Source organism: Rahnella sp. BIGb0603 (assembly GCF_024808755.1).
Classification (GTDB): domain Bacteria; phylum Pseudomonadota; class Gammaproteobacteria; order Enterobacterales; family Enterobacteriaceae; genus Rahnella; species Rahnella contaminans.
Genome location: NZ_JANUEX010000009.1, coordinates 1 through 12,927, shown reverse-complemented (window position 1 = coordinate 12,927; position 12,927 = coordinate 1). Strand labels below are relative to the sequence as shown.

Annotated in this window: 15 protein-coding genes; 13 read left to right on the top strand and 2 right to left on the bottom strand. The window is 52.0% G+C overall.

The genetic code is table 11. The features are described from left to right. Positions 1–48: 48 nt before the first annotated feature. A complete protein-coding gene (locus M2403_RS20575) occupies positions 49–1,965 on the bottom strand; it encodes an ABC transporter ATP-binding protein (RefSeq protein ID WP_259230733.1) in 1,917 nt (638 codons plus the stop codon). A 129-nt stretch (positions 1,966–2,094) separates the two neighbouring features. On the opposite strand from M2403_RS20575, the gene kefG reads away from it, so the two are divergent. From kefG to slyD, 4 genes are all read left to right on the top strand, one after another. Next, complete coding sequence (kefG, locus tag M2403_RS20570; protein WP_101077422.1) at positions 2,095–2,649, top strand: glutathione-regulated potassium-efflux system ancillary protein KefG; 555 nt, start codon at positions 2,095–2,097, stop codon at positions 2,647–2,649. Beyond that, positions 2,649–4,457, top strand: coding sequence for a glutathione-regulated potassium-efflux system protein KefB (gene kefB / locus M2403_RS20565; RefSeq protein ID WP_152327478.1), 1,809 nt, complete (start codon positions 2,649–2,651; stop codon positions 4,455–4,457). Before kefG ends, kefB begins: the two co-directional genes overlap by 1 nt. A gap of 78 nt (positions 4,458–4,535) precedes the next feature. Then, on the top strand, positions 4,536–4,739 hold the full coding sequence (locus M2403_RS20560) for a YheV family putative zinc ribbon protein (RefSeq protein WP_104923594.1): 204 nt from the start codon (positions 4,536–4,538) through the stop codon (positions 4,737–4,739). Positions 4,740–4,939: 200 nt separating this feature from the next. Then, positions 4,940–5,545, top strand: coding sequence for a peptidylprolyl isomerase (slyD, locus tag M2403_RS20555; RefSeq protein WP_152327477.1), 606 nt, complete (start codon positions 4,940–4,942; stop codon positions 5,543–5,545). Between the two features lie 70 nt (positions 5,546–5,615). Here the strand turns inward: slyD and M2403_RS20550 are convergent, their stop codons facing one another. Next, entirely contained in the window at positions 5,616–5,834 is a 219-nt protein-coding gene (locus M2403_RS20550; protein ID WP_112288598.1) for a protein SlyX, read from the bottom strand. Positions 5,835–6,125: 291 nt separating this feature from the next. Here M2403_RS20550 and fkpA point away from each other — a divergent pair, with 291 nt between their 5' ends. The 9 genes from fkpA to M2403_RS20505 form a co-directional block, all read left to right on the top strand. Then, positions 6,126–6,977 (top strand): FKBP-type peptidyl-prolyl cis-trans isomerase, encoded by an 852-nt coding sequence (gene fkpA, locus M2403_RS20545; RefSeq protein ID WP_101077417.1) that lies wholly within the window; start codon positions 6,126–6,128, stop codon positions 6,975–6,977. Positions 6,978–7,241: 264 nt separating this feature from the next. Continuing rightward, the gene (locus M2403_RS20540; RefSeq protein WP_165061123.1) at positions 7,242–7,964 is read left to right on the top strand and encodes a transcriptional regulator; all 723 of its coding nucleotides are present in this window, start codon (positions 7,242–7,244) and stop codon (positions 7,962–7,964) included. Beyond that, positions 7,961–8,353, top strand: coding sequence for a sulfurtransferase complex subunit TusD (gene tusD / locus M2403_RS20535; RefSeq protein WP_218523150.1), 393 nt, complete (start codon positions 7,961–7,963; stop codon positions 8,351–8,353). The genes M2403_RS20540 and tusD overlap by 4 nt, the downstream gene beginning before the upstream one ends. A gap of 22 nt (positions 8,354–8,375) precedes the next feature. Next, positions 8,376–8,735: a sulfurtransferase complex subunit TusC gene (tusC, locus tag M2403_RS20530; protein ID WP_152327475.1), complete on the top strand. Its 360-nt coding sequence runs from the start codon at positions 8,376–8,378 to the stop codon at positions 8,733–8,735. A gap of 13 nt (positions 8,736–8,748) precedes the next feature. Next, positions 8,749–9,036 carry a sulfurtransferase complex subunit TusB gene (gene tusB, locus M2403_RS20525; protein ID WP_165061129.1) on the top strand — a complete coding sequence of 96 codons (288 nt, stop codon included), beginning with the start codon at positions 8,749–8,751 and terminating at the stop codon, positions 9,034–9,036. A 143-nt stretch (positions 9,037–9,179) separates the two neighbouring features. Further along, positions 9,180–9,554 (top strand): 30S ribosomal protein S12, encoded by a 375-nt coding sequence (gene rpsL / locus M2403_RS20520; RefSeq protein WP_013573668.1) that lies wholly within the window; start codon positions 9,180–9,182, stop codon positions 9,552–9,554. 96 nt (positions 9,555–9,650) lie between these two features. Further along, positions 9,651–10,121 (top strand): 30S ribosomal protein S7, encoded by a 471-nt coding sequence (gene rpsG / locus M2403_RS20515; RefSeq protein WP_005969574.1) that lies wholly within the window; start codon positions 9,651–9,653, stop codon positions 10,119–10,121. Positions 10,122–10,217: 96 nt separating this feature from the next. After that, positions 10,218–12,332, top strand: coding sequence for an elongation factor G (gene fusA / locus M2403_RS20510; protein ID WP_152327473.1), 2,115 nt, complete (start codon positions 10,218–10,220; stop codon positions 12,330–12,332). 71 nt (positions 12,333–12,403) lie between these two features. Then, on the top strand, positions 12,404–12,927 hold a 524-nt coding region (locus tag M2403_RS20505), incomplete at its 3' end, for a GTP-binding protein (RefSeq protein ID WP_259230725.1).

Here is a 12,927-nt window from a genome sequence, read left to right as displayed (position 1 = left end):
AAAGGAGCCTCGCGGCTCCTTTTTCATAAATGATGGTTTACAAAACAACTAGTCGAGATCAAGTGCTTTCGACATTTCTTCCAGTTGCTCCTGCGCATCGAGCCAGGTCATTTCGGTTTCTTCCAGCGCGCCTTTGACTTTGGTCTGCTGTTGCAGACATTCGGTCAGTTCGACTTTACGGCTGTTGTCATAAATCGCGGAATCGGCCAGACGCTCTTCAATGGTCGCCAGCTCAGTGCTGAGTTTTTCCATCTGCGCTTCAAGTTTGGTGATTTGCTTACGCAGCGGCTGAGTCTGGTTGCGGAAATCGGCTTCGCGGCGCTTCTGATCTTTACGCGACTGCGCGCTGTTCACGCCCCCGTCTTTGGCCGGTGCATCCTGCTGGCTTTCCTGACGCTGAATATCCACCAGCCATTGCTGATAATCTTCCAGATCGCCGTCGAACTGTTCCACTTTGCCGCCGTGAACCAGATACAAATCGTCGGTAGTCGAACGCAGTAAGTGACGGTCATGCGAGACAACAACCATCGCGCCTTCGAAGTCGATCAGGGCTTCGGTCAGCGCCTGACGCATATCGAGATCCAGGTGGTTGGTCGGTTCATCGAGCAGCAGCAGGTTAGGGCGCTGCCAGACGATGAGCGCCAGCACCAGACGCGCCTTTTCGCCGCCGGAGAAACGCCCGGTCGGATCAGTGACTTTGTCGCCGTGGAAACCAAATCCGCCGAGATAATCGCGCAACTGCTGTTCGGTTTCTTTGTTCGCCAGACGCACCAGATGTTGCAACGGTGAATCTTCAGCACGTAAAAACTCCAGCTGATGCTGGGCGAAGTAACCGAGCTTAACGCCTTTCGCCAGACCGATATCGCCCTGAAGCGGCGGCATGGTACCGGCCAGCAGTTTGATCAGCGTCGATTTACCGGCACCGTTACGGCCCAGTAAGCCGATACGCGATCCCGGCACCAGATTCAGTTTGATCGACTCCAGAATGGTGGTGTCACCATAACCGGCGCTGACTTTTTCCATACGCAGCAGCGGATCGGGCAAACTTTCCGGCGAACGGAAGCTAAAATGAAAAGGATTGTCGACGTGTGCCGGTGCAATCAGTTCCATGCGTTCCAGCATTTTGATACGGCTTTGCGCCTGCTTGGCTTTGGTCGCCTGCGCACGGAAACGGTCGATATAACTTTGCAGATGCGCCACTTTTTCCTGCTGACTTTCAAACAATGCCTGCTGTTGCGACAATTTGGTCGCACGCTGACGTTCGAAAGACGAGTAGTTGCCGGTGTATTCGTTCAGCGATTGCTGTTCGATATGCAGGATTTTATCGACAATCGGATCCAGGAAATCGCGGTCATGGGAAATCAGGACCAGCGTCCCGTTATAGCCTTTCAGCCACTTTTCCAGCCAGATGACGGCGTCTAAATCCAGGTGGTTGGTCGGTTCATCAAGCAGCAGTAAATCAGAACGACAAATCAGCGCCTGCGCCAGGTTCAGGCGCATACGCCAGCCACCGGAGAAGGATTTCACCGGTTGCTGCAACTGATTCTGGGTAAAGCCTAAACCGCTGAGCAGGCTGGCGGCACGCGCCGGGATCGTCCAGGCATTAATCGCATCGAGCTTGCCGTGCAGTGTGGCGATAGCGTGGCCATCATCACGCTCATTGGCGTGCTGTAATTCGGATTCTAACTGACGAAATTCGCGATCGCCGTCGATAACATACTCTATCGCCGGCTCGTCAAGCGCTGGCGTTTCCTGATTCACCCAGGCCAGCGCCCAGTTAGACGGAAACGTCAGGTTGCCGGCATCGGCGCTCATTTCACCTTTTAACAGGGAAATCAGGGTGGATTTACCGCAGCCATTTTTGCCCACCAATCCGACTTTCTGGCCGGGATTGATAGTCGCAGACGCGTTGTCGAGCAGCACATTGGTGCCGCGTCGGATTTGTAAGGAGGAGAAAACAATCATAAAGCGCCGTGTTGAGAGTATGTTAAATTGTCATGATAATGATTTAAACAAGACGTATCGCGTCCCATTTAGTCTTTGCGAAGCATGGTAACGGAAAAACCGCACCCTGACGACGCTTTGGAGGTATTGATGTCGCAGCCACCAAAGGTTTTGCTGCTTTACGCTCACCCGGAATCACCCGATTCGGTCGCCAACCGCGTTTTACTGCAACAAGCCCAGCAGCTCGAACATGTCACTGTGCATGATTTGTACGCTCACTATCCTGATTTTTTTATTGATATTCATCGCGAGCAGCAATTGCTCCGCGACCACAAAGTGATTGTTTTCCAACATCCTCTTTATACCTACAGTTGCCCGGCGCTGCTGAAAGAGTGGATGGATCGCGTTCTGGCGCGCGGTTTTGCCAGTGGTGCTGGCGGGAATGCGCTGAACGGAAAATACTGGCGTTCGGTTGTGACCACCGGCGAGCCGGAAGGGGCGTATAAAGCGGGCGGATATAACCGTTACCCGATGTCCGACATTATGCGTCCGTTCGAGCTGACGTCGGCGATGTGCCATATGCACTGGATGACGCCGATTATCATTTACTGGGCGCGCCGTCAGAAACCCGATGTGCTGCAAAGCCACGCCGAAGCTTATGGCGAATGGCTGAAATCCCCGCTGCCGAACGGAGGGATTGCCTGATGGACGGTTCAAATTTACCCGCCGCGATCTTGCTGTTTTTATTCGCGGCCGTGGTTGCAGTTCCTGTTGCCCAGCGTTTAGGGATTGGCGCGGTGCTCGGTTATTTGCTGGCCGGGATCGCCATCGGCCCGTGGGGGCTGGGCTTTATCCGCGACGTCGATGAAATTCTGCATTTCTCCGAGCTGGGCGTAGTGTTCCTGATGTTTATCATCGGGCTGGAGCTGAATCCGGGGAAGCTGTGGGCGCTGCGGCGGCAAATTTTTGGCGTCGGCGCCGGGCAGGTGATTCTGACCGCGCTGGTGCTCGGCGGTTTATTGTGGCTGACGAAATTCTCCTGGCAGGCGGCGGTGATCGGCGGCATCGGTCTGGCGATGTCATCAACGGCGATGGCGTTGCAGCTGATGCGCGACAAGGGCATGACGCGTAATGAAGGCGGTCAGCTGGGTTTTGCCGTGCTGCTGTTTCAGGATATCGCGGTGATCCCGGCTTTGGCGCTGATCCCTATTCTGGCGGGCGGTTCTGAAGGCAGCAATAACTGGGAAATGATCGGCATGAAAGTGCTGGCTTTCGGCGGCATGTTAATCGGCGGGCGCTATCTGCTGCGGCCAATCTTCCGGCTGATTGTGGCCTCTGGCGTTCGCGAAGTTTTTACGGCGGCGGCGCTTCTCGTGGTCCTCGGTTCCGCGCTGTTTATGGATACGCTGGGCTTTTCGATGGCGCTCGGAACGTTCATCGCCGGTATTTTACTGGCCGAAAGTGAATATCAGCACGAACTGGAAATCGCGATAGAGCCGTTTAAGGGTTTACTGCTCGGGCTGTTCTTTATTTCCGTCGGCATGGCGCTCAATCTCGGCGTGCTTTACACCCATATTCTGCTGGTGCTGGCGGGCGTCATTATTCTCGTGACCGTCAAAGGCGCTGTGCTTTACGCGCTTTCGCGGATTTTTGGATTGCGGACGTCGGTTAGGTTGCAGTTTTCTGCCGTTCTCAGTCAGGGAGGGGAGTTTGCCTTCGTACTGTTCTCGGCTGCGGGGGCGCAGAAAGTCATTTCTTCCTCGCAGCTTTCGCTGTTGCTGGTGGTGGTGACGTTATCAATGATGACCACGCCGCTGCTGATGCAGTGGGTGGATCGCATTCTGGTTCGCCGCTACAACGACGGTGAAGAAAGCGATGAAAAACACTTTGTGCAGGATGATGAACCGCAGGTGATTATTGTCGGGTTCGGGCGTTTCGGGCAGGTGATTGGCCGTCTGCTTATGGCGAACAAAATGCGGATTACCGTGCTGGAGCGCGATATCAGCGCTGTCGGGCTGATGCGGACTTATGGCTACAAAGTGTATTACGGCGATGCAACTGAACTGGAATTGCTCAGGGCGTCTGGCGCGGAAAAAGCGAAGTCGATCGTGATTACCTGCGATGAGCCGGAAGATACGATGACCATCGTGCATCTTTGCCAGCAGCATTTTCCGCATCTGAATATTCTTGCCCGCGCCCGGGGGCGTGTTGAAGCACATGAGTTGTTGCAGGCCGGTGTGGCGAACTTCTCCCGCGAGACGTTTTCCAGTGCGCTGGAGTTAGGGAAAAAGGCGCTGGTGACGTTGGGCATGCATCCGCACAGCGCCTACCGTGCTCAGCAGCATTTCCGCCGTCTTGATATGCGGATGCTGCGTGAACTGGTGCCGCAAAACCGCGGCGACGTGGCGCAGATTTCCCGCGTGAAAGAAGCGCGGCGTGAGCTGGAAGATATCTTCCAGAGCGAAATGCACAACGAACGGCGTCAGCTTGACGGCTGGGACGATGATGAATAGTCCGGCAGACGAAAATTTTTTGTGCCGTCTGAATGAAAAATGACCGGAAGCAATGTCGAAAATTTCAGGAGAATTAACATGGCGTCTACCCGTAAACGTTTCATCGCTGGTGCGGTGTGTCCGAAATGTAAGGCGATGGATACACTGGCTTTATGGCAGGAAGATCAGGTCGAAGTGGTGGAGTGCGTGAAGTGCGGACACCACCAGCGGCAGACCGACGCGCAGGTCAGTAAGAAGCTGCGCCCGGAAGAGCAGGTGATTGGTATTTTCGATCCGAAGTAGCGTTATCGCTCGCGTTTTTTTATGCTGTTCAGTACAGAGACGCGGATTTCCGCTACACTCTTCGCCAAATTTATCCGGCGGTGATTTTCAGGATGATCTCATCCAAAAGACGCCGTCACTGAATTAACCTTAAGCGAAGTAGCGATCGTTCCCGAAACGTTCGCAGACAACAAATTGAGTATCCAACGGTAGGAGTTATCATGAAAGTAGCAAAAGACCTGGTCATCAGTGTGGCATATCAGGTACGTACAGAAGACGGTGTGTTGGTTGACGAATCTCCGGTGAGCGCACCGTTGGATTACCTGCACGGCCATGGTTCCCTGATCTCCGGTCTGGAAACTGCACTTGATGGTCACGCTGTTGGTGATGTGTTCGATGTGCATGTAGGCGCAAACGACGCTTACGGAAACTACGACGAAAACCTGGTTCAGCGCGTACCGAAAGACGTCTTCATGGGCGTTGACGAGCTGGAAGTTGGCATGCGTTTTCTGGCTGACACCGATCAGGGCCCGGTTCCTGTCGAAATCACTGAAGTTGACGGCGACCACGTTGTGGTTGACGGTAACCACATGCTGGCGGGTCAGGATCTGAACTTCCACGTTGAAGTTGTTGCTATCCGCGAAGCGACTGAAGAAGAACTGGCTCACGGCCACGTTCACGGCGAACACGGCCATGATCATGGTCACGACCATGAACACGGTGACGGTTGCTGCGGTGGTCACGGCCACGACCATGATCACGACCACGGTCATGATCACGGTAAAAAAGGCGGTTGTGGCGGCAACGGCGGCTGTGGTTGCCACTGATCACTTTGCCTGCAAAGCGATAAAAACGAAAGGCGCCGGAAGGGCGCCTTTTTGTTGCGTCGAAACAGCATCAATAATGCGGCGGCGGCGTTTCTTCCGACTGATCGGCAATCATTGACGGCTGACTGGCGCGAAGCTTGTCTGTCAGCAGGCGCAGGTGATCATGCAATCTGCTCATTTCCAGCTGATGCTGGGTGACGATCAGATTGAGCTCTTCGATAGTAATTTCCTGAAAAGCCAGCTTGTTCTCCAGCATCTCCAGACGTTGTTCAACGGTGTTTGAGTCCATCATCATTCCCTCATTGTGCGTCCCAAGCCTCTCAGATTGAGCGCTGACCGGAACCTCATTCTGTATTGTAGACCGGCGATTCTACCCGTAAACCCGCCTGATTGCCTGACCTGCGGCGCTTTATCTGTACGCCCTGATAATTTTAGGAAACTAATTGATGCAAAAAAGGTCGGAATAAGACGCTAATGGCGTGTATAGAGATTGTTTTGTCGTGAGACGGACAGTTATAGTAACCGCCGAACTTTCGTAATTATTACCAGAGGTCACACACTTCTGGTCTTGGAGAAATGGATGAAATCACTGTTTAAAGTAACTCTGCTGGCAACCACCATGGCGATCGCCCTGAATGCCACTCAGGTTATGGCTGCTGAAGCCACAGCACCGGCCGCTGCTGCCCCTGCGCCAGCCGCTGCAGCTGCACCGGCAGCAACAGATAAGACCAAGTTCAAAAGTGATGACGAGCAGGCAGCGTATGCACTGGGTGCATCTCTGGGCCGTTACATGGACAATTCACTGAAAGAACAAGAAAAACTGGGCATCAAACTCGATAAAGACCAGCTGATCGCCGGTGTTCAGGACGCGTTTGCAAACAAAAGCAAACTGTCTGACCAGGAAATCGAGCAAACTCTGCAAACCTTCGAAGGCCGTGTGAAAGCATCTGCACAGGCTAAAATGGAGCAGGACGCTAAAGCTAACGCTGACAAAGGCGACAAATTCCGTGCTGATTTCGCCAAAGAAAAAGGCGTGAAGAAAACTGAATCTGGTTTGCTGTATCAGGTAGAGAAACCAGGTACCGGCGCAGCGCCGAAAGACAGCGATACCGTTGTTGTTAACTACAAAGGCACCCTGACCGACGGGACTGAGTTCGATAACTCTTATACTCGTGGCGAGCCACTGTCCTTCCGTCTTGACGGTGTTATCCCAGGCTGGACCGAAGGCCTGAAACACATCAAGAAAGGCGGCAAAATCAAGCTGGTCATCCCACCAGAACTGGCTTACGGCAAAACTGGCGTCCCGGGGATCCCGGCTAACTCCACTCTGGTGTTCGATGTTGAACTGCTGGACGTGAAAGCAGCGCCAAAAGCTGATCCAAAAGCTGCTGAAAAACCTGCTGAAGCCGAAGCTGCGCCGAAAGCTAACTAAGCTACCGCACAGTTGCTGCATGAAACCGTCGCTTAATGCGGCGGTTTTTTTTCGTCAGTAACTTTTATTTGAACCAGCCCCTCATTTTATTGCGGTTACTCTATGATGATAACTTGACGCTTTTGTCTGCCCGGCATAACGTCACAGATCCATATACTCGCAAGGCCGTTTTTTCTGTACTTTTGATACAGTAACGACCCTGGAACGATGAATAATGCGCTCTGACTCCCGTTGGAAGGCGCGATATAGAGGGTGGTAGCTTCGATGTCTAATTCGCTTATAACTGGCGAAACCGGCGATCTGGATTTGCTGGACCAACGTCCTTTCAGCCAGGTCGACCATGAAATTTTGTCTTCATACGAGGCCGTGGTGGACGGGCTTGCTATGCTGATTGGTGAGCACTGCGAAATTGTTCTTCATTCACTGGAAGATCTGAAATGCTCTGCGGTTCGCATCGCCAATGGCGAACATACCGGCCGCAAAATCGGCTCACCGATTACGGATCTCGCGCTGCGCATGTTACATGACATGACCGGTGCTGACAGCAATGTCTCCAAAGCCTATTTCACCCGTGCTAAAAGCGGTGTGCTGATGAAGTCGGTGACTATCGCCATCCGCAACCGTGAGCAGCGTGTCATCGGGCTGCTGTGCATCAACATGAATCTTGATGTGCCTTTCTCGCAGATCATTCAGACCTTCATGCCGCCGGAAACGCAGGAAGTCGCTTCTTCGGTGAACTTCGCGTCGTCGGTTGACGATCTGGTCGCTCAGACGCTGGAATTCACCATTGAAGAAGTGAATGCGGACCGCAATGTTTCTAACAATGCGAAGAACCGTCAGGTTGTGCTGAATCTCTATGAAAAAGGTATTTTTGATATTAAAGATGCCATTAATCAGGTGGCTGACCGTCTGAATATTTCTAAGCACACGGTATATCTATATATCCGCCAGTTTAAAAGTGGTGACCTGGTGGGGAACGAACGTTGAAGCTCCGCTACTGCCTTTTGGTAACCGGTCCGGCGTATGGAACTCAGCAAGCCAGTGCGGCGTATCAGTTCGCACTGGCGCTCATTGCGAGCGGGCATCAGCTCGACAGCGTTTTTTTCTATCGCGAAGGCGTACTGAACGGCAACCTGCTTTCTGCGCCAGCCTCCGATGAATTCGATTTAGTGAGATCCTGGCAGAGAATGGCAGCCGATCATCAGGTGGCGCTGAATGTTTGTGTTGCTGCGGCTTTGCGTCGCGGTGTGATTGACGAAACGGAAGCCCATAATCAGGGGCACGGTCAGACTAACCTGCAACCGGGTTTCCATCTGACCGGCCTGGGCAGCCTTGCTGAAGCTTCGCTGACCTGTGACCGTATGGTGCAGTTCTGATGTGCTATTGCAGAGAACAATAATGAAGAAGGTAGCGTTTATATTCACGCAAGGACCGCACGGTTCTTCCGCCGGGCGCGAAGGTCTCGATGCGCTGCTTGCCACCTCAGCGCTTACCGAAGATATCGGCGTCTTTTTTATGGCAGACGGCGTTTTTCAGCTGATGCCTGCACAGCAGCCTGAAAAAATTCTGGCCCGTAATTATATCGCCACGTTCGGTGTGCTGCCCCTTTATGATGTCGACCAGTGCTTTATCTGCACCGAGTCGCTGAAGGCTCGCGGTTTATCTGCCGGGCATGAATGGGTGCTGGACGTTGAGCCGCTGTCTGTGGCTGAAATCCGCGACCGGCTGGCCAGTTACGATGTGGTGATGACGTTTTAAATCAGGAAATCCCATGCTTTTTACCCTTTCCAGTTCTCCGCAACATTGTGATTTTTCATTGCTTCTTAAGATGATTGCATCGGATGACGCGCTTTTGCTGATGCAGGATGGAGTACTCGCGGCACTCCATGACAGTGAAGCCTGTGAACTGCTGAGTCAGCATGTTCAGTCAGTCTATGTCCTCAGCGAGGATCTGGCGGCCAGAGGATTGGTTGGTCAAATTTCGCACAAAATAACGTTGATCGACTATACTGGATTCGTCGCGCTGACTGAGAAACACACCCAGCAAACAGCATGGTGAATCAACGATGTGCTGTATATTTCTTGACACCCTCTTAGGTCAGCCCTAAAATTCTGCGTCCCCATATTAGCTAATGCTTTTTGTGGGGCGATTTATCACGCGTTTACAAAGTAGTTTATGAACCAAAATCCAGGAGCTTTTTAATGGCAACAATTAATCAGCTGGTACGCAAACCACGCTCTACGAAGGTTGCTAAAAGCAACGTTCCAGCGCTGGAAGCTTGCCCGCAGAAACGTGGCGTATGTACTCGTGTATATACTACCACCCCTAAAAAACCAAACTCCGCACTGCGTAAAGTCTGCCGTGTGCGTTTGACTAACGGTTTTGAAGTTACCTCCTACATCGGCGGTGAAGGTCATAACCTGCAGGAACACTCCGTGATCCTGATCCGTGGCGGTCGTGTAAAAGACTTGCCAGGTGTGCGTTATCACACCGTCCGTGGCGCGCTGGACTGTTCAGGCGTTAAGGATCGTAAGCAATCTCGTTCTAAATACGGCGTTAAAAAGCCGAAGTCTTAATGGTTCTCCGTTAAGTAAGGCCAAACATTTTCACTTTACTGTCAAAATAAACTCTTAGAGTTTTGGACAATCCTGAATTAACAACGGAGTATTTCCATGCCACGTCGTCGCGTCATTGGTCAACGTAAAATCCTGCCAGATCCTAAGTTCGGATCCGAACTGCTGGCAAAATTCGTAAACATTCTGATGGTAGATGGTAAAAAATCTACTGCAGAAGCAATCGTCTACACTGCTCTTGAGACCCTGGCTCAACGTAGCGGTAAAGGCCACCTGGAAGCTTTCGAAGTCGCTCTGGACAACGTTCGTCCGACTGTCGAAGTTAAGTCCCGCCGCGTAGGTGGTTCTACTTATCAGGTTCCAGTTGAAGTCCGTCCGGTTCGTCGTAATGCTCTGGCAATGCGTTGGATCGTTGAAGCTGCTCGTAAACGCGGTGATAAATCCATGGCTCTCCGCCTGGCGAACGAACTTTCTGATGCTGCAGAGAACAAAGGTACTGCAGTTAAGAAACGTGAAGACGTTCACCGTATGGCTGAAGCCAACAAGGCGTTCGCCCACTACCGCTGGTAATCACTTCGCTGTAGTTATGCTAACCAAGCGGGCGCTTCAAGAAGCCAACCCGCTTGGGTTAACTGAACTTGAACGTCCTAGTTATAGAGGAATCAAATGGCTCGTAAAACACCCATTGAGCGCTACCGTAACATTGGTATCAGTGCTCACATCGACGCCGGTAAGACAACCACTACCGAACGTGTTCTGTTCTACACCGGTGTAAACCACAAAATCGGTGAAGTGCATGATGGCGCAGCCACCATGGACTGGATGGAACAGGAGCAGGAACGTGGTATTACCATCACGTCCGCTGCGACCACCTGTTTCTGGTCAGGTATGGCTAAGCAGTTCGAACCACACCACATCAACATCATCGACACCCCAGGGCACGTTGACTTCACCATCGAAGTTGAACGTTCCATGCGTGTTCTTGATGGCGCGGTAATGGTTTACTGTGCTGTTGGTGGTGTTCAGCCACAGTCTGAGACCGTATGGCGTCAGGCAAACAAATATAAAGTTCCTCGTATCGCGTTCGTTAACAAAATGGACCGTATGGGTGCTAACTTCCTGAAAGTTGTTGACCAGATTGAAAAACGTCTGGGCGCAACTCCGGTGCCACTGCAATTGGCAATCGGCGCGGAAGAGAAATTCACCGGTGTTGTTGACCTGGTGAAGATGAAAGCTATCAACTGGAACGAAGCTGATCAGGGCGTTACCTTCGAATACGAAGAAATCCCTGCCAACATGCAAGAACTGGCTGAAGAATGGCGTCAGAAACTGGTTGAGTCCGCAGCTGAAGGCTCTGATGAGCTGATGGAGAAATTCTTTGGTGGCGAAGAGCTGACTGAAGAAGAGATCAAAACTTCTCTGCGTAAGCGCGTTCTGAACAACGAAATCATCCTGGTTACCTGTGGTTCTGCGTTTAAAAACAAAGGCGTACAGGCAATGCTGGATGCTGTTGTTGAGTATCTGCCAGCACCGACTGACGTTGAAGCTATCAACGGTCTGTTGGACGACGGTAAAGACACTCCGGCAGTTCGCCATTCTGACGATTCAGAGCCGTTCTCTGCTCTGGCGTTCAAAATCGCTACTGACCCATTCGTGGGTAACTTGACGTTCTTCCGTGTTTATTCCGGTCTCGTCAATTCAGGTGACACTGTATTTAACCCAGTGAAATCTCAGCGTGAACGTCTGGGTCGTATCGTTCAGATGCACGCTAACAAGCGTGAAGAAATCAAAGAAGTTCGTGCGGGCGATATCGCTGCTGCGATCGGTCTGAAAGACGTGACTACAGGTGATACCCTGTGTGATCCGGATAATGTGATTATCCTGGAACGCATGGAATTCCCTGAGCCGGTAATCTCCGTTGCGGTAGAACCAAAAACCAAAGCTGACCAGGAAAAAATGGGTCTGGCTCTGGGCCGTCTGGCAAAAGAAGACCCATCATTCCGCGTTTGGACTGATGAAGAATCTGGCCAGACAATCATCGCAGGTATGGGTGAGCTTCACCTGGATATCCTGGTTGACCGTATGCGTCGTGAATTTAACGTTGAAGCTAACGTCGGTAAGCCGCAGGTTGCATACCGTGAAGCTATCCGCGCGAAAGTTACCGATGTTGAAGGTAAACACGCTAAGCAGTCTGGTGGTCGTGGTCAGTATGGTCACGTTGTGATCGACATGTACCCATTAGAACCTGGCACGAATCCGAAAGGATACGAGTTTGTCAACGAAATCAAAGGCGGTGTAATTCCTGGTGAATTCATCGGCGCGATTGACAAAGGCATCCAGGAACAGCTGAAGTCTGGTCCACTGGCGGGTTATCCGGTAGTCGATCTGGGCGTGCGTCTGCACTTCGGTTCTTACCATGATGTCGACTCCTCCGAGCTGGCGTTTAAACTGGCCGCTTCTATCGCCTTCAAAGATGGCTTTAAGAAAGCGAAACCAGTTCTGCTTGAGCCGATCATGAAGGTTGAAGTAGAAACTCCGGAAGAGAACACCGGTGACGTCATCGGTGACCTTAGCCGTCGTCGTGGTATGCTGAAAGGCCAAGAATCTAACGCTACTGGCGTTGTGATTCATGCTGAAGTTCCGCTTTCCGAAATGTTCGGTTATGCAACTCAGCTGCGTTCACTGACCAAAGGCCGTGCATCTTACTCCATGGAATTCCTGAAGTATGATGATGCGCCAAATAACGTGGCCCTGGCCGTTATTGAAGCTCGTGGCAAATAAGCCACTGGTTTAAACACAATGATCCCGTGCTCTCTCTATGAAGGGAGAGCACAAGAGTAAGGAATATAGCCGTGTCTAAAGAAAAATTTGAACGTACAAAACCGCACGTTAACGTTGGTACTATCGGCCACGTTGACCACGGTAAAACTACCCTGACTGCAGCAATCACTACCGTTCTGGCTAAAACCTACGGCGGTTCTGCACGCGCATTCGACCAGATCGATAACGCACCAGAAGAAAAAGCTCGTGGTATCACCATCAACACTTCACACGTTGAATATGACACCCCAAGCCGTCACTACGCGCACGTTGACTGCCCAGGGCACGCCGACTACGTGAAAAACATGATCACTGGTGCTGCTCAGATGGACGGCGCGATCCTGGTTGTTGCTGCAACTGACGGCCCTATGCCTCAGACGCGTGAGCACATCCTGCTGGGTCGCCAGGTTGGCGTTCCTTACATCATCGTGTTCCTGAACAAATGTGACATGGTTGATGACGAAGAGCTGCTGGAACTGGTAGAAATGGAAGTTCGTGAACTTCTGTCTATGTACGACTTCCCAGGCGATGACACTCCGGTTGTTCGCGGTTCAGC

Coding starts and splice junctions, on each gene's coding strand:
- M2403_RS20575 (WP_259230733.1), bottom strand. CDS start 1,965: ATGATTGTTTTCTCCTCCTTACAAATCCGACGCGGCACCAATGTGCTG.
- kefG (WP_101077422.1), top strand. CDS start 2,095: ATGTCGCAGCCACCAAAGGTTTTGCTGCTTTACGCTCACCCGGAATCA.
- kefB (WP_152327478.1), top strand. CDS start 2,649: ATGGACGGTTCAAATTTACCCGCCGCGATCTTGCTGTTTTTATTCGCG.
- M2403_RS20560 (WP_104923594.1), top strand. CDS start 4,536: ATGGCGTCTACCCGTAAACGTTTCATCGCTGGTGCGGTGTGTCCGAAA.
- slyD (WP_152327477.1), top strand. CDS start 4,940: ATGAAAGTAGCAAAAGACCTGGTCATCAGTGTGGCATATCAGGTACGT.
- M2403_RS20550 (WP_112288598.1), bottom strand. CDS start 5,834: ATGGACTCAAACACCGTTGAACAACGTCTGGAGATGCTGGAGAACAAG.
- fkpA (WP_101077417.1), top strand. CDS start 6,126: ATGAAATCACTGTTTAAAGTAACTCTGCTGGCAACCACCATGGCGATC.
- M2403_RS20540 (WP_165061123.1), top strand. CDS start 7,242: ATGTCTAATTCGCTTATAACTGGCGAAACCGGCGATCTGGATTTGCTG.
- tusC (WP_152327475.1), top strand. CDS start 8,376: ATGAAGAAGGTAGCGTTTATATTCACGCAAGGACCGCACGGTTCTTCC.
- tusB (WP_165061129.1), top strand. CDS start 8,749: ATGCTTTTTACCCTTTCCAGTTCTCCGCAACATTGTGATTTTTCATTG.
- rpsL (WP_013573668.1), top strand. CDS start 9,180: ATGGCAACAATTAATCAGCTGGTACGCAAACCACGCTCTACGAAGGTT.
- rpsG (WP_005969574.1), top strand. CDS start 9,651: ATGCCACGTCGTCGCGTCATTGGTCAACGTAAAATCCTGCCAGATCCT.
- fusA (WP_152327473.1), top strand. CDS start 10,218: ATGGCTCGTAAAACACCCATTGAGCGCTACCGTAACATTGGTATCAGT.